This is a genomic window from Pectobacterium versatile (genome assembly GCF_003932035.1).
Taxonomy (GTDB): Bacteria; Pseudomonadota; Gammaproteobacteria; order Enterobacterales; family Enterobacteriaceae; genus Pectobacterium; species Pectobacterium versatile.
In genome coordinates, this window is record NZ_CP034276.1 from 3,345,136 (window position 1) to 3,361,952 (window position 16,817).

Here is a 16,817-nt window from a genome sequence, read left to right on the forward strand (position 1 = left end):
GATATGCAACCTGTAAGTGGCCCAGGTGCCCCGCTGCCCGGCGAACGCTCGGTTACGCCGACCACCACATCGTCAACCTCTACATCATCAGCTAACGCCGCAGGTTCCGCCAACGGCGATCGACCGCTGACGCTGGCGCAGCGCACGACGCTGGAAAATCTGGTGCTTAAAGTTGCCGCGCTGACCACGTCAAAGGCAGCGGAAGTCTGGACGACGGTAAAACAGGGATTAGGGCTGGCAGAAAATAATGAACTGCTGTCCCGCCACTACCAGCCTGCTGAGCAGATACTCCAGACACGCTTAACGCAGGCGCAAGATAGCGGTGGACGTCAACAGCTGCTTCAGCGTCTGACGGATATGTTGTCTCAGGGAAATAACCGTCAGGCGGTCAGCAATTTCATCCAGCAACAGTTCGGTAGCACCACGCTAAGCGCGCTGAATAAAACGCAGCTACAGCAGGTTGTTACGCTGCTGCAAAACGGACAAATCCCGCAATCAACGGCATCAACCACCGCGTCGCAAACCACTCAGGCTGCCAACTCACCCGATCGTCCGCTTTCTCCTGCGGAACAGCGCGGCTTGAATCAGTTAGTCACCCGATTAGCGACCATGACAGGGGAACAGCCTGCAAGAGTGCTGAACAATCTGATGATGATGCAGAATCTTAGCCCGGGCGACGCTATCCCGTTAAAACATCTGCCGCTGATTACACAGTTCCTGCAAGCACAGGTTGAGCTGCAACAGACGCAAACGCTGCTGCGCGCCACCTCACCAGCGCCACAGGGAACACCGACCAATGCAGGCACAGCGGGTGCATCCCCAGAACCGCTGGCAACCAACACCACCAATACGGCTAACGCGAATCCGTCATCCACAGCGAATCTATCATCACAGCCGCTATCGGCGCAGAACGCGCTGCTTTCCCCGAATCTCGCCCCGTTGCAGGCTTTGCTACAACAGCCTATGACCGCGCAGGAACAGCATTTATTGATGGATTACACGCAGAATCGCTTCAATATTGGATTACAAACTCCACTGACGCCGATGCAGGTTAGCGATCTGCTGACGTTCCTGTTTACGCAGCGCATTCAGCGCTCACAGGAAACGGACTGGACCACGACCTCACAGTTGCTGCATCCGCTGTTTAACCCGCTGATTGCGTCACTGCCGCTTAGTTGGCAATCCCTGTTCCATAAGCCGATGTTCCTGGTGATTGTCAGCACCTGCGTGGCTGCCTTTCTGCTTTGGGTATTGATCTAAGCGCTAATACCGTTAAGGCCAGACTTATCGCTCATGCCCATAGCTGACTGACCATCATCAACTAAACCAGCGCCAACAAAAAACCCCGCAGCGTGCGCCAGCGGGGTTTTATTTATTTCAATAAGAACGTTTCAATGAGAACGTTTGAATGATAAACCGATTATTTATCGAGTTTTCTCATTACCAGCGTCGCATTCGTACCACCAAAACCGAAGCTGTTAGACATCACTGTGGTCAGTTCACGTTCCGTCGGTTCAGTCACGATGTTCAAGCCAGCAGCCTGCTCGTCCAGATTTTCTACGTTGATGCTAGGTGCAACAAAGCCGTGTTCCAGCATCAGCAGTGAGTAAATGGCTTCCTGAACGCCAGCCGCGCCCAGAGAGTGACCGGTCATCGCTTTGGTCGCGGAAATAGCTGGCGAGTTGTCGCCAAACACTTCACGAATCGCCCCCAGCTCCTTCACATCGCCAACCGGCGTAGAGGTACCGTGAGAGTTCAGGTAATCGATCGGCGTATCCACACCGTTCATCGCCATCTTCATGCAGCGAACCGCACCTTCACCCGATGGAGCAACCATATCCGCGCCGTCAGACGTCGCGCCGTAGCCGACCACTTCCGCGTAGATGTGCGCGCCACGCGCCAGTGCGTGTTCCAATTCTTCTACGACGACCATACCGCCACCGCCTGCAATCACGAAACCATCACGGCCAGCGTCATAGGTACGGGACGCTTTTTCTGGTGTTTCATTGTATTTGGTCGACAGTGCGCCCATCGCATCAAATTCACAGGCCAGTTCCCAGCACAGTTCTTCGGCACCGCCAGCGAACACGATGTCCTGTTTGCCCATCTGGATTTGCTCAACCGCATTACCGATGCAGTGTGCGGAGGTCGCACAGGCAGAGCTGATGGAGTAGTTCACACCGTGAATTTTGAATGGCGTTGCCAGACAGGCGGATACCGCAGAACCCATGGATTTGGTTACAACGTAAGGGCCAACGGCTTTCAGGCCACGTGGGCTACGCATGGCATCAGCACCAAACACCTGATAGCGTGCAGAACCGCCGGAACCCGCAATCAGGCCAACGCGTGGGTTATTCTGATAAACCTCATCAGACAGCCCGGAATCTTGAATCGCCTGCTCCATGGATAAGTAGGCATAGATCGATGCATCACTCATAAAACGCACAACTTTGCGATCGATGAGGCCAGTGGTGTCCAGTTTGACATTCCCCCAGACGTGACTACGCATGCCGGAATCTTTCAGCTCTTGAGAGAAAGTAATGCCCGAGCGGCCTTCTCGCAATGATGCCAGAACTTCCTGCTGGTTATTACCGATGCTTGATACGATCCCCAGGCCAGTAATCACTGCACGTTTCATGTAATACCTCTTCTTCCACTTATAGAGTTTGGGATTTCGCTTCGCACTTTAGCGTACAGTTGTAAGCTGAACAAGTCCGATCAGCCAAACTATCGCGAAATCATTGCTAAATTTGCGCCACAATATTCAGCCCGATAGAATCTCATCATCACTTGAATAATGAGCTTTTTGTCGTGACCAACCTCCCCATCCAACACGCGTCGTTAAGTTGGAACGCTCAGGGTACACCTGTATCGCAACAGTTTGATGACGTCTATTTTTCGAATCAGGATGGGTTGGCAGAAACCCGTTATGTGTTTTTAAAGGGCAATCAGTTTCCTGAGCGTTTCACCACGCACCCGCGCGCCGCCTGCGTGATAGCAGAAACCGGCTTTGGAACGGGCCTGAATTTTCTGACGCTGTGGCAAGCATTTGCCGACTTTCGTCAACAGCAGCCACAGGCGACCTTGCGCCACCTGCATTTCATTAGTTTCGAGAAATTCCCCCTGCGTCGGCATGATTTGGCTGCCGCACACGCACAGTGGCCGGAGCTGGCCGCATTTGCAGATGAATTGCGAGAGCAATGGCCGCTAGCGCTACCGGGCTGCCATCGTCTGATTCTGGCGCAAGGTACTATCACGCTCGATTTATGGTTCGGTGACGTTAACGTCTTACTACCTGAGCTGGATGATACGCAGAACCATCAGGTCGACGCCTGGTTTCTGGACGGCTTCGCGCCTTCCAAAAACCCAGACATGTGGACGGATAATCTATTTCAGGCAATGGCACGTTTGTGCCGTAAAGAAGGCACGTTCGCCACCTTTACCGCCGCAGGCTTTGTGCGTCGCGGTCTGCAACAGGCGGGGTTTCAGGTCAGTAAAATTAAAGGATTCGGGCAGAAACGCGAAATGCTGAGCGGCATCCTTCCCGAGGCGCTTTCCGTCACGTCGCCGACGCCGTGGTATTCGCGCCCAGCCGCCAGCACGACTGACGATATTGCGATTATCGGCGGTGGTATTGCCAGCGTGCTCACTGCACTGGCGCTGCAACGGCGCGGTGCAAACATCACGCTCTACTGTGCGGAAGCACAGCCTGCCACGGACGCATCCGGCAATCGTCAGGGGGCGCTTTATCCTCTGCTGAATAATCGGCACGATGCAGTATCCCGCTTTTTCTCCCTCGCCTTTGACTTTGCCCATCGTAACTATACTGAACTGGCACAGCAGGGGCTGGAGTTTGAGCATCAGTGGTGCGGCGTCAGCCAGCTCGCCTGGGATGAAAAAAGTGCGCGTAAAATCGAACAGATTCTGCAAGGGGAGTGGCCGGAAGAGCTGGTCGTCAGCGTGGATGCGCAGCAACTGGAAAATCAGAGCGGCCTGAATCCCGGCGTAAACGGCATCACTTATCCTGACGGCGGCTGGCTGTGCCCGGCAGAGCTGACGGCTTCTGCACTGAAGCTGGCAGAGCAAAACGGTCTGTCGGTACAGATGAATACTGCCATTTCCACACTGGAAAAAACGGACGACGGCTGGGCGCTCACCCTGAGCACAGGCCAGCAGGTAAACCATGCGGTCGTGGTGCTGGCAAATGGTCATCACATTACCGACTGGCCACAAACCCGCCATTTACCCGCCTACGCCGTACGCGGGCAAGTAAGCCATATTCCGACCAATCCGGTGTTGGGGAAGCTCAAACAGGTCTTGTGCTACGACGGCTATCTGACGCCAGTGAGTCCGCAACATCAAACGCACTGCATCGGAGCGAGCTATTTACGGGGGGAAACACACTGTGATTATCGGGAAGACGAGCAGCAAGAAAATCGCCAGCGCCTGCTGAATTGTTTGCCCGACGCAGACTGGGCGAAAACGGTCGATATTAGCGATGCGCAGGCGCGTCAGGGCGTCCGCTGCGCACTGCGCGACCATCTACCGCTGCTTGGCGCCGTGCCGAACTATGAACAAACGCTGACAGACTATGAAGATCGACTGCATCCTCAACACCGTGCTGACACGGTGCCAAGCGCACCCTATTGGCAGGATCTGTTTATCATCGGTGCGTTAGGCTCACGCGGCCTGTGCTCCGCCCCACTCGCGGCGGAAATTCTGGCCTCGCAGATGTATGGCGAACCGCTACCGCTGGATCGCGATACGCTCGCCGCACTCAACCCGAATCGTTTCTGGATAAGGAAACTGCTGAAAGGTAAACCTGTAACGAAGGATTAATAAACTATCTCCTCACAGACAAACGGCCTCTTGTGCACAAATGCCACGACTTATAATGGTTTTTGCCAGAATACGGCTTAAAAAATTATGCAGAGGTGAGCTTGACCGCCGAGTGAGCGGCAGGACGCCGCGAAAGCCAGTGCCGCGTCGGGAACGCGTCACTGGCGGCTCGACTAGCGGTCAGGAACACCGATGGAACCGCGCAGCGGCATAATTTAGCCGGAAGCCTGGGTTCGCAGGGCGGCGGCGACTGAGCGCCCTGCGTCGGGCGCGTATACGGTATCGCATATGAATAGCGGCGGTGTAACGCACGAAACCGTCTCTGAGTCGGCATAGGAATGTAACTAAGAGACAGTAGGTAGGGAGCGGCCATAACAAGTTCAGCTAAACTCGCGCTGATTAATTCAAGCTAGTGCGTACTATTCTGCGCCTGTTGGAACAAACGTTCCCACATCCCGTTAACCAGCACCTGATCCGGCGGTGACAGTTCGCCGTTTTTGATGGCGTTATTAATGCTGTCGCTAACGCGCACATGCAGTGCTTCAAGCGTCTGTTCACCGTTCTCTTCCGCTTCAGCCACCGACACCGTCAGATGACCACGCAAATAGCCGCCAGCAAACAGTTCGTCATCGCTGGCATGCTCTACCATGTCATCAATCAGCGCCAGAATGCGCGTTTCAAATTCTGCGATCATTTCTTATCCTCAAATTTTTGCGATTCCCGTGCATCACAGATCGGCTGGATACGGGAAGCTCGCCGCCGTCAGCGGTGGCGTATTGTAAAACGATTGTAATGCACGAATAAAGCTGGCAGGACGCGCGGGAATCCCCTCTTCCAGATACTGCATCACTTGCGCATGCACGCGCCGCTGGAAATCAATACGGTCCGGCTCGCAGTCGCCGTTCAGGTTGTCGCAGCTGACGTTAAACGGAAAGCCTGCGGCTACACAGAACAGCCAGTCGAAGGCCTGCGGTTTGATTTCCACCACTTCAAACTGGCTTTGCGTCGAGGCATCGCGACCATCCGGGCAGTACCAGTAGCCGAAATCGACCTGCAAACGCCGCTGAGCACCAGCAATGCACCAGTGAGAAATTTCGTGTAGCGCGCTGGCATAAAAACCGTGGGCAAACACAATCCGGTGATACGGAATGTCATCATCCGCTGGCAGATAAATCGGCTCATCATCGCCTTTTACCAGACGGGTATTGTATTCGTCGCCAAAACAATTATTAAAAATATCAATCAGTTGTTGATAATGGTGCGTCGTAGTCATGTTATCTGTTGTTATCATCATTTGTTGTTATAAAAACTGTCCCAGCCAAACGGCAATCTCGTGCCCGTGGCTGTCATAAATCAGCTTGCCACTCATGATGGCGGAAACCAGCACCAGCATAGGACGAATCAGCTTTTGCCCTTTCGTCATCACCATTTTGGCCCCAAGCCGCGCGCCGAGGATCTGCCCGATCAGCATGACGCCGCCGACCACCCAGACCACTTTTCCGCTGAGCATAAAAAACAACAGCCCACCGAAGTTAGAGGTAAAGTTTAGGATCTTGGCATGCGCCGTCGCTTTGGCCAGATTGAAACCATACAGAGTGACAAAGGCCAGCGCGTAAAATGAACCGGCACCGGGGCCGAAAAAGCCGTCATAAAAGCCGACGCAGCCGCCTGCCACAATCGCAAACGGCAGCGGCGACAGCCGACGCTGCCGATCTTCATCGCCGATTTTTGGCGTTAATAAAAAGTAGAGACCGATGCCAATAATCAGCACTGGCAGCAGTTGGCGCAGAAAATCAGCATTGATCTGTTGGATCAGCCAGGCACCAAAGGTTGAGCCGGCAAACGTCAGCGCAATCGCCAGTTTCTGTTCGCCCAGATTCACCGCACGGCGACGGATGAAATACAGGCTGGCGGAAAAGGATCCGCCAACAGCTTGAAGTTTATTCGTTGCCAGCGCCTGCGCCGGGGATAACCCCGCCGCCAGCAAGGCTGGGATCGTCAATAAGCCGCCCCCGCCCGCAATTGAATCAATAAACCCTGCCAACGCCCCGACAAAAAACAGCACGGCCAGCATTTCTGGCCCAAGCACTAACCAGTCCATAATTATTTTTTATCTCGCGACATAGTTAATTGTTATCTCGCGGCAAAATGTCTGTCGAGCAGTGCCTGACAAGATGGAGGCAACGGCGGCGGCGTGGTTTTTTCTGGGGCTTCGGTACTCGGCTGCTTTGGCTGGAACCAGCTGGTTAACTCGGCACCGCATCCGTCACCAACGGGTGGTTCGCTCTGATCCTGACACTCAAGGCTGTCCGCTGGGCAACGCAGGCGAACATGCATATGCGCGCGATGCGCAAACCAGGGGCGAACTTTACGCAGCCAGTCACGATCGTGACCTGCTTCAACACACAGCTGTTTTTTAATCGCCGGATTGACGAAGATGCGCGTCACGTCGCTATCCAGCGCAGCGGTTTTGATCAGGTTGGTAATTTCCGGTCGCCAGACACGTGGGTTAACGTTAAGTCCGCTGGCGTTAACCAAATCGATAGGCTGCGGTTTCAGCAACTGCTGATCGCTCCAGCGCTGTCTGGGCAATTGCAGCCAGATGTCGACATCCAACCCGGATTGGTGACTGGCGTGGCCGCTGCTGAAGCGTCCACCGACCGGCATCCCCATATCCCCCACCAGCACATTACCAGAGGTCGTGCGCTTAACCTCGTTGCTCAGGCGGTGAATAAACGCCAGAAGATCGGGGTGACCGAAATAGCGGCGCTGATCGACGCGCATCACCTGATAATCCAGCGACTGCAATGGCAGCGGCTGGGCACCGATGATACAGCCATTAGAAAAACTACCAATTGACTGCGGCGTACCCGCAACCGGATGCGTTATCTCCTGCCAGGGCGTTTTCGCCCATGCGACGTTCGACAGCAGCGGCGCGCTCAGTGCCAGCGCAAGAACCCCGATTAACCCTTGTTTCATTATTTTTTACCAGCGAGGAACCAGACTGTTCACATCCCCACACTGTGCACGTTGGCGCAGCAGGTGATCCATTAACACAATCGCCATCATGGCTTCGGCAATCGGCACCGCGCGAATACCCACACACGGATCGTGACGCCCGCGCGTGACCATTTCAGTCGCTTCGCCTTGACGGTTGATCGTTTTGCCCGGCACCATAATGCTGGAGGTCGGCTTCAACGCCAGATGCGCAACAATATTCTGGCCGCTGCTGATCCCGCCTAAAATGCCGCCAGCGTGATTGCTTTGGAAACCGTCTGGCGTGATTTCGTCTCGGTTTTCGCTGCCACGTTTGGTGACAACCGCAAAGCCATCGCCAATTTCGACGCCTTTTACGGCGTTGATGCTCATCAATGCGTGAGCCAAATCGGCATCCAGACGATCAAAGACCGGTTCGCCTAATCCGACAGGTACCGATTCCGCCACGACGCTGACCTTCGCGCCAATGGAATCGCCCTCTTTTTTCAGCGCCCGCATCAGTTCATCCAAGGCTTCCAGCTTGTCGATATCTGGGCAGAAGAACGGGTTTTGCTCAACCTGTTCCCAATCTTTCAGCTCGCAGGTGACATCGCCAATCTGCGACAGATAGCCACGTATCTTCACACCATGTTGCTGTTGCAGATACTTTTTCGCAATCGCCCCTGCGGCAACGCGCATTGCGGTTTCACGCGCGGAGGAGCGACCACCACCACGGTAATCGCGCTGGCCGTATTTTTGCTCATAGGTGTAATCGGCGTGGCCGGGGCGAAAGACATCTTTAATCGCACCGTAATCCTGAGAACGCTGGTCGGTGTTTTCAATCAACAGGCCAATACTGGTTCCTGTTGTCACGCCCTCAAAAACGCCGGACAGAATCTTGACCTGATCGGGTTCTCGGCGCTGCGTCGTATAGCGGGATGTTCCCGGACGGCGACGATCCAAATCGTGTTGCAGATCCGCTTCCGTTAGCGGGATCCCCGGCGGCACGCCGTCAACAATACATCCCAGGGCAATACCGTGGGATTCACCAAATGTAGTGACGCGGAAAAATTGCCCAATACTGTTGCCTGCCATCACAACTCCTTCGCATGTGTTCTGTTTCTGCCTTACCGTCCGGCCAGATGCACCAACGGTAAGACCAATGAATATCGTTACGACCGTTTAATCACGGTAAGCGCTGAAATGCGCTTTACAATCAACCAGTTGTGATTTAGTTAGCATAAACACGCCGTCACCACCGTTATCAAATTCCAGCCAGGTGAACGGGATGTCTGGGTATTGATCGATCAGGTGCACCATGCTGTTGCCCACTTCGCAAATCAGCACGCCTTCGTCGCTAAGATAGTCTGGCGCACAAGCCAGAATACGGCGAACCAGATCCAGGCCGTCGTTGCCCGCCGCCAGCCCCAGCTCAGGCTCGAAACGGAACTCCTGCGGCAGATCGAACATATCTTCTTCATCCACATACGGTGGATTGGTCACGATTAGATCATAGCGAATCGCCGGTAAATCGCGGAACAGGTCAGAGCGAATCGGCGTCACGCGGTATTCCAAGCCGTGCTGCTGAATATTTTGCTCGGTTACCGCCAGCGCATCGCTGGAGATATCGACCGCATCGACTTCCGCTTCCGGGAACGCCTGAGCGCAGGCAATCGCAATACAGCCGCTGCCCGTGCACAGATCCAGAATATGGTTTGGCGTTTTTGGCAGTTGCTCATCAAAATAATTATTGATCAGCTCACCGATGGGAGAGCGCGGCACCAGCACGCGTTCGTCCACGTAGAATTCCAGACCGCAGAACCAAGCCTTGTTGGTCAGATAGGCGACCGGGATACGCTCATTGACGCGGCGGATCACACGTTCAACAATGCGCTGCCGTTCGCTGGTGATCAAACGGGACGTGTACATATCTTCAGGAATATCGAGCGGCAGATACAGGCTAGGCAAGACGAGCTGTATGGCTTCATCCCAGGGATTATCCGTCCCGTGACCGTAATAGACGTTGGCTGCGTTAAACCGGCTGACAGCCCAGCGCAACATATCCTGAATGGTATGAAGTTCACTGACGGCCTCATCGACGAAAATTTTGTCCAAGGGTGTCCTCCGCAGACAGTTCTGAATGGCAAATTGGCGCTTAGTTTGCCATGAAGCCCGCGACAAATCAGCAGATATAACCGACTGAACGCGCTCCGATACAGACTTTTATTTAGCGACAGCGGGGAGACAAGGTAAACTGATCGAATGTTGGCGCAAGATGAATGAAACATGAGTAATAAATATTCGCTGAATGACGACGAATTGCAGCTTTTTCGCGCGTCCATCACTGGCACAAAAAAATTGCGCCAGGATACCTATACCCACAGACCGCTGCGCAAAAAACCAGGCGAATTGCCCGCCAAACGGGTATTGCAGGAGCAGGTTGATGCCAGTTTTTATTTTTCGGATGAATTTCAGCCACAGCTGGATGCAGAAGGCCCAACGCGCTATGTCCGCCCGGGTGCCAGCCATTATGAATTGAAGAAGCTTCGACGAGGAGATTATTCACCGGAGCTGTTTCTGGATTTGCACGGCCTGACACAGCTTCAGGCGAAGCAGGAGCTGGGCGCGCTGCTGGCGGCCTGTCGGCGGGAGCACGTTTACTGCGCCTGCGTGATGCACGGGCACGGCAAACATATCCTTAAGCAACAAACGCCGCTCTGGCTGGCACAGCACCCTGACGTGCTGGCTTTTCATCAGGCCCCGAAAGAATTTGGTGGGAGTGCCGCGCTGCTGGTGTTGGTGGCGTTGGAAGCCCCTTCGCTTGAATAAACTCACCCTTATTCAAAAAAACAATGAGGCATGTAAGTTCATTACACGCCTCATACCGTATGAATTCAGGAAATTGGGGTTAACCGTATCAGGATTTTGCGTTCAGTTGGGCCGGGCTGACTTGCCAGTGCAGAACGCCATGACAGGATTCCACGTCCACTTTCACGCAGGCAATAGCAGAGGTAGCGAACATCGGCGCGGTTTCATTCTGGCATAATTCGGCAACCAGATAGCCCACCAGCGGCAGATGCGAAATAACCAGAACCGCACCCACGCCTTCTCTCGCCAGCGTTTGCAGGTAATAGCTGACAAGCTGAGCATCACCACCGGGCGTCAGCTCATTCAGGCAATCCGCTTCTTCCGGCAGCTGCAGCGCGTTTTTCACTACCTCGAGCGTTTGCTGGGCACGCAAGTAGGGGCTCACCAGAACGCGCTCAATATCGATATTTTGCTCATTCAACCAACACGCCATCTGGCGGGATTCATCACGACCAGCGTCGCTCAACGGCCGGACGGCATCACTCGCTGCATCAAGTACCGCATCACCATGACGCATTATCAACACTTGCATATTACACCGCTATGTTAATGAAATATATGATATATCCTCATACTTAATGCTGTATGAGCATTGGCTTTCCTGCCATTTTGGCATACTTGTAAGGTAAGCCATGTAGGGTATAACTATCGTATTGCTGTAGGTTACCTGAGTTTCTCGTTATGTAAACTCACCTGAGGCCAGGTTTAGGTAGAAAAACGCATTATCCCCGCTTCCCACCCACGGGTTTCAGCCCAAAATGCGGCAGAATACTGTTATAACATTAACTATTCTCAAGACGCGTTTTTAGCGGATCCATCGCCAACGAGTCAATAACCGTAATGTATCAGCAGAGTCGTCAGGCTCACCTCGACCTCACCGTTCATCATTAATCACATGATAAATAAAAATTTTATAAATATACGGTAGGATTTACCCGCTCAAAATACATAACCATAACTTTATAATGGTCATTATGAACACTTACAATAAAATCAAAAAATAGGATACAGAATTCAATAAAGAACAAAAAATCAGCATAAAACACTAATAAAATCAAAAATGTCGATTTCTTGCACTTTTTTAACGCATATCAATTTTTGTGACATTGTTAAAAAACCACTCTGGTTCTATCTTTATCTTAAATAGCACTTTTTTTACTATTCATTTTTTATAAACAAGGTAATTACACAGAATATAACGCCATATAATAAAAATAGATTGCTCTTCTATTTATGGACGAATGTGCAACTCAGGATAAATCCCGAAGAATTTCTCTGTTATTTATATGTCCGAAATTATTCACACCACGGAAGATAAAATAAGTAATACGTTTTCTTGATAGCGTGACCTTAACCATACGGAACGTACTGAAAGTAATAGCGATATCTATTTCAGTAGTGCGACATTTTTGTGTCAGTGGCTTAGACGATCAGGAAAAGTAATACATGCTCTTCGTTTTCCCGATCGGTTAATCCATGCCATATAAATATCCGTACTGATTAAAACGACTCGTTATGATTACTTTTATAATAGTCATTCGTGACGAGCAGTTTTCACGGAAATCAATGCGCTTTCGTGAAGACATTTTCGATGAAAATAAGTTAGAGGAATATAAAGGAATCGTTATGAATTCTAAACGAATAACATTACCTATTCTGGCTACACTTTTCACCACATTCGGCTTTTCCCACACCGCAAGCAGCGTGACGATTAGCGGCCAGATCCCCGTATCCTTAACGATTACTGCCGCCTGTACTATCAATAACGGAAGCGCGGGCCAAAGCGGCACATGGGGTACGATTAATTTTGGTTCCCATTCCGATTTGACCGCTAATATTGATAGCCAGTCCGCCAGCGCGGGAGGCAACGGGATTACGGTCACGTGCTCTGTTGGCACCCCTGCCACGCTGAACATCGGCGCCGGGCTGAACGACAGCGGCGCTCTGCGCAGACTCGCACCGGGAACGGGCACGTATAACGTCCCTTATCGTTTATACAGCGACAGCAACCGTAGTGCCGAGCTTACGGCTACGGGGAGCACGGGTATTGCCATTGTCGCAACGGGCAACCCGCAATTGGTTCCGGTCTATGCCCGTATTCTGCCATCAGACCAAACTGTTCTGTCACCCGTTGCGGGTTCTTACACCGACACCGTCGCAGCAACTATCGTATGGTAATTTTTTACAGGCCGACATGCTCGTATGTCGGCCTTTTTAGGGTCATTGATCCACAAGAAAAGGAGCCGTTATGTCACCACATCTCATACGCGATGTTGCGTTTACCGACTACGCCACGTCGCTCCTTTTGACTTCAGACGTTTCTCGTGTCGCCGTTCAATTTACGTAACCGCTGGTATTGCGATGCGTTTTTCATCGGTTCTGATTTTGTTATTTCTGCTGTCGGGCACCATTGTCCCCACGGTAGCGATGGCGCTCACCGTGAGCAGCACATTCGATGTCACGGCAACGATACAAAAAGGCTGTGTTTTTGGCACCAGCACGGCAAGCAGCCAGCCCAACATGGGCACGCTGAATTTTGGGACGCGCAGCGCCACGGCGACCAACGTGGATATCGCCAGCACCAGCGGCGGTGGGTCGATTATCGCGACCTGTACGCCAGGCATCAGCGCCGTTATTGAACTGAGCTACGGCACTAATGGCGGTGACAGCACACAACGTTATCTGAAAAATGCAGCAGGAACGCGCCTGTTGGCTTATCAGCTCTACCGCGATGCGGCACGCACACAGGTGTGGGGAACAGGAGGTCTGGCACTCAACATAGCCTCTTTTCCGGCCACAACCCAGACCTACACCGTTTATGCCCGCTATTTTGGCGGCACGCCTCTTCCTCCCGCAGGGGTTTATACCGATAACGTGACCGTCAGCCTGACTTATTAAAAACAAAACAGGGTGAACACAGGATGAAAAGGAAAATGACGTTTTTTATTCGGGCAATGGTCTTTTTATTAAGCGGTTTCGCCTCGTCTTGCTTTGCCGCCAGCTCTATTCTTGTTTGGCCGATCTATCAGGTTATTGAGTCCGATGAGAGCAGCTCGGCGCTGTGGCTGGAAAACAAGGGAAATGCACCCGTCGGCTTGCAAATCCGCATCATGTCGTGGAAGCAGATAGATTTTCAGGATCGTTATGCTGAACAAAGTAACGTGATTGCCACACCGCCGTTCATGACGCTGGAACCGGGTAAGCGCAATATGGTGCGCCTGATTCGCGTCAACCCCGCACCTGCCAATACCGAGCAGGCTTATCGCATCATCGTTGATGAAATTGCCGCTCCCAACCAGCAAAACGCACCACAGATGGGTCTGCAATTCCAGATGCGCTACCTGCTGCCGTTGTTCCTTGATGGTGCAGGCGTCTGGACACATACTCGCCCGGGTAAACGACGTGCCAACGCAGAGCCAACGCTGCCCGTGCTCAGTTGGCGAGTCAGTGCGGTTGGGGGGAAAAACTATCTTTATGTCCGTAATCGTGGCGTGGTCCATGCTCGTCTAAGTAACGTCTATTGGTCAGCCGACCAAAGCGGGAAAGGAAGCCGGGTAAAGGTAACCGACGGCTTTTTAGGCTATGTGCTACCGGGGCAAGAGATGCGCTGGTCGTTGCCTGCGGGCGTATCTACACCGGGTGCGGCGATGCAGCTCTTCACCAACCTGATCGATATCACCGATCCCATTTTGATTAAACGCGAATGATGGCTCGGTTAACGGCAGAAGCGTGTCTATTGGCCATGAAGCTATGGTGAAACCAGGTATGAAGTGCAAAATAGTTGCCTTCCCCCTGCTCATGTACGCTCCATTTGCGCTGTTTTATTCTGCGACGATTCTCGCGGAAGACTATACCGATCTTCCTGCGCCCCCCAGCGCCATGCCCTCGCTCAGCGAATCCATTTATTATTTAACGCTTTCCGTTAACGGACAGAGCGATAACACGGTTGTTCCTGTCACGTATCGTGCCGGGAGCTATTATGTAGATGCGGCAACGCTGCGTTCGAATCACATCCGCTTACCGGAGCAAAGTACGGGGCTGGTTAATGTTAGTGCTCTGCCAGAGGTGACTGCCGATTACGATCAGGCCATACAGCAACTAAAGCTCACTGTTCCCACGCTCTGGCTACCAGAACAGTCCATTGAAGGCGGAGGGCAAGACATGGCACGTATCCCCGCCCGCAGCAGCCCTGGATTGTTGTTCAACTATAACCTTTATTACACCTCATCACGCGGCAATGCAGATTCACTCAACAGCTGGATGGAACAGCGCGTTTTCAGTCCCTATGGAACCTTATCCAACTCGGGGATCTACTATTTCACATCGAGCGGCAATACCGCGCAGCAAGGTGACTATCAGCGTTTCGACACCTATTGGCGCTATAACGATAACGAACGCATGCTCACCTATCAGGTTGGCGATCTGATCAGCAACTCCCTGACGTGGAGCAACTCAGTGCGCATGGGCGGCCTGCGCATCGCTCGCAATTTCGCCCTCCGCCCAGATATCGTGACCTATCCGATGTTGCAATATACCGGTACGGCTGCCGTACCCAGCACGTTGGATCTGTTTATCAACGGCTATAAAGCTAACAGCACCAGCCTGAATGCTGGCCCCTTCACCCTCACGAATACGCCTTACCTTAACGGCGCAGGGGAAGCGACCGTCATCACCACGGATGCGCAGGGGCGGCAAGTTTCCACCACGATCCCCTTTTACGTCTCCAACTCGTTGCTAAGGGAGGGATTAAGTGATTTCGATCTGTCCGTTGGCGTTTTGCGTCAGGACTATGGCGTAAAGAATAACGCCTATACTGACGATCCTGCCGTTAGCGGCATCTATCGCTACGGATTGACCAATAAACTGACGGTATCGGCGCATGGTGAAGCGGTACAGGATCTCTATTTGCTCGGCGCAGGGGCGGATTTTACCATCGGCCGCTGGGGCACGCTGAGTTCGTCCTACAGTCAGAGCGAAAAAGAAGCCACCGGACACCAGTACACTACGGGCTACTCCTACTACACCTCCGCATTTGGCCTGAGTTTTCAACACGCTAAACGCAGTGAAGCCTACCGCGATTTAACCGCCGTACTCACGGAAGGTCGCCTCAGCCGGGAAAGCTATCAGGCAACGCTCAGCAGCCAACTCTTCGGTGAAGGCAACGGCTCATTCGGCGTGGGGTATTTCGATATCCGTACGTACGATTCAACCCGTACCCGCCTGCTGAATTTCTCTTTCAGCCGTCAGGTCTGGCAAGACAGCTCTATTTACCTCGCCTTTAACAAAGAACTGGGAGAAAACGGCTACAGTGCCCAGATCCAGTTCGTAATGCCTTTTGGTACAAACGGCAGCATTAATGCCGGCGTTCAGCGCGACAGCAATGGCGATTATTCACCGCGTGTCGGAGTGAACCGTACCGTGCCGATAGAAGGTGGATTAGGCTGGAACGCCGCGTATGGCGCAGGAAAAACCCCTTATCACCAAGGCTCGCTGAACTGGCGCGGCCCCTATGCCATGCTTGCCGGTGGCACTTATGGCAATGAAGGAAACACCACGCAATGGGGGGAACTGAGCGGCTCACTGATCTACATGAACAGCGGGCTTTTCGCCAGTAACCGTATCAACGACGCTTTTATTGTGGTCGATACCGAGGGATACCCTGACGTCCCGGTAAAATATGAAAACCAATTGGTGGGTAAAACCAACAAACGCGGCCATTTACTCGTACCGTGGGTCGTGTCTAACTACCTCGCGAAAGTGGAAATCGATACGTTACAACTGCCAGCTAACGTCGCCACCCCACAGGTGGAATCGCGCGTGTCGGTCAAAGAAGGCAGCGGCACTGTCGTTACGTTCCCCGTTCATGCCGTGCGATCCGCCAACATTAAGCTGCGCAATACGGATGGAAACCCGCTCACCATCGGCACCTGGATAACAGACGACGTCAGCGGCGACACCACCATCAGCGGCTACGATGGTCTGGTCTATTTCACCAATCTGGGAACGGCTAACCGCCTACGTTTTAAACAAGAGGACGGGCGGCTTTGCCGGGTGGAATTTTCACTGCCGGAATCACAGACCATGATGGCGACCATCGGCCCGCTTACCTGCCAGACTGACTCAAAAGGATAAAA

Annotated in this window: 15 protein-coding genes; 7 read left to right on the forward strand and 8 right to left on the reverse strand. The window is 52.9% G+C overall.

Annotated elements, in window-relative coordinates; genetic code table 11:
- The first annotated feature begins 3 nt into the window (after window positions 1-3).
- Complete coding sequence (gene flk / locus EIP93_RS15175) at window positions 4-1,260, forward strand: flagella biosynthesis regulator Flk (protein WP_103971295.1); 1,257 nt, start codon at window positions 4-6, stop codon at window positions 1,258-1,260.
- 160 nt (window positions 1,261-1,420) lie between these two features.
- On the opposite strand, the gene fabB is transcribed toward flk, so the two are convergent.
- Window positions 1,421-2,638: a beta-ketoacyl-ACP synthase I gene (fabB, locus tag EIP93_RS15180; protein ID WP_039491500.1), complete on the reverse strand. Its 1,218-nt coding sequence runs from the start codon at window positions 2,636-2,638 to the stop codon at window positions 1,421-1,423.
- Between the two features lie 173 nt (window positions 2,639-2,811).
- Here fabB and mnmC point away from each other — a divergent pair, with 173 nt between their 5' ends.
- On the forward strand, window positions 2,812-4,839 hold the full coding sequence (mnmC, locus tag EIP93_RS15185; RefSeq protein ID WP_125232928.1) for a bifunctional tRNA (5-methylaminomethyl-2-thiouridine)(34)-methyltransferase MnmC2/FAD-dependent 5-carboxymethylaminomethyl-2-thiouridine(34) oxidoreductase MnmC1: 2,028 nt from the start codon (window positions 2,812-2,814) through the stop codon (window positions 4,837-4,839).
- A 409-nt stretch (window positions 4,840-5,248) separates the two neighbouring features.
- On the opposite strand, the gene EIP93_RS15190 is transcribed toward mnmC, so the two are convergent.
- From EIP93_RS15190 to prmB, 6 genes are all read right to left on the reverse strand, one after another.
- Complete coding sequence (locus tag EIP93_RS15190; RefSeq protein ID WP_010298554.1) at window positions 5,249-5,533, reverse strand: YfcL family protein; 285 nt, start codon at window positions 5,531-5,533, stop codon at window positions 5,249-5,251.
- Between the two features lie 33 nt (window positions 5,534-5,566).
- A complete protein-coding gene (locus EIP93_RS15195; protein WP_103162551.1) occupies window positions 5,567-6,112 on the reverse strand; it encodes an elongation factor P hydroxylase in 546 nt (181 codons plus the stop codon).
- A gap of 27 nt (window positions 6,113-6,139) precedes the next feature.
- Window positions 6,140-6,940, reverse strand: a complete 801-nt coding sequence (locus tag EIP93_RS15200; protein WP_103940995.1) for a sulfite exporter TauE/SafE family protein — start codon at window positions 6,938-6,940, stop codon at window positions 6,140-6,142.
- A 32-nt stretch (window positions 6,941-6,972) separates the two neighbouring features.
- Window positions 6,973-7,818 (reverse strand): penicillin-insensitive murein endopeptidase, encoded by an 846-nt coding sequence (gene mepA, locus EIP93_RS15205; protein WP_103940993.1) that lies wholly within the window; start codon window positions 7,816-7,818, stop codon window positions 6,973-6,975.
- A gap of 6 nt (window positions 7,819-7,824) precedes the next feature.
- A complete protein-coding gene (gene aroC / locus EIP93_RS15210) occupies window positions 7,825-8,910 on the reverse strand; it encodes a chorismate synthase (protein ID WP_103862181.1) in 1,086 nt (361 codons plus the stop codon).
- An 87-nt stretch (window positions 8,911-8,997) separates the two neighbouring features.
- Entirely contained in the window at window positions 8,998-9,930 is a 933-nt protein-coding gene (prmB, locus tag EIP93_RS15215; RefSeq protein ID WP_103971298.1) for a 50S ribosomal protein L3 N(5)-glutamine methyltransferase, read from the reverse strand.
- 171 nt (window positions 9,931-10,101) lie between these two features.
- Between prmB and smrB the strand changes: the two genes are divergently transcribed.
- A complete protein-coding gene (gene smrB / locus EIP93_RS15220; protein ID WP_103971299.1) occupies window positions 10,102-10,644 on the forward strand; it encodes an endonuclease SmrB in 543 nt (180 codons plus the stop codon).
- Between the two features lie 88 nt (window positions 10,645-10,732).
- On the opposite strand, the gene sixA is transcribed toward smrB, so the two are convergent.
- Window positions 10,733-11,215: a phosphohistidine phosphatase SixA gene (sixA, locus tag EIP93_RS15225; RefSeq protein ID WP_125232929.1), complete on the reverse strand. Its 483-nt coding sequence runs from the start codon at window positions 11,213-11,215 to the stop codon at window positions 10,733-10,735.
- Between the two features lie 1,094 nt (window positions 11,216-12,309).
- Here sixA and EIP93_RS15230 point away from each other — a divergent pair.
- The 4 genes from EIP93_RS15230 to EIP93_RS15245 all read left to right on the forward strand — a co-directional run bounded on the left by EIP93_RS15230 (window position 12,310) and on the right by EIP93_RS15245 (window position 16,815).
- A complete protein-coding gene (locus tag EIP93_RS15230; protein ID WP_103941415.1) occupies window positions 12,310-12,861 on the forward strand; it encodes a Csu type fimbrial protein in 552 nt (183 codons plus the stop codon).
- Between the two features lie 183 nt (window positions 12,862-13,044).
- A complete protein-coding gene (locus tag EIP93_RS15235) occupies window positions 13,045-13,581 on the forward strand; it encodes a Csu type fimbrial protein (protein WP_103160757.1) in 537 nt (178 codons plus the stop codon).
- Window positions 13,582-13,616: 35 nt separating this feature from the next.
- Window positions 13,617-14,390, forward strand: a complete 774-nt coding sequence (locus EIP93_RS15240) for a fimbrial biogenesis chaperone (protein ID WP_103862185.1) — start codon at window positions 13,617-13,619, stop codon at window positions 14,388-14,390.
- 58 nt (window positions 14,391-14,448) lie between these two features.
- The gene (locus EIP93_RS15245; RefSeq protein ID WP_125232930.1) at window positions 14,449-16,815 is read left to right on the forward strand and encodes a fimbria/pilus outer membrane usher protein; all 2,367 of its coding nucleotides are present in this window, start codon (window positions 14,449-14,451) and stop codon (window positions 16,813-16,815) included.
- Window positions 16,816-16,817: the final 2 nt, after the last annotated feature.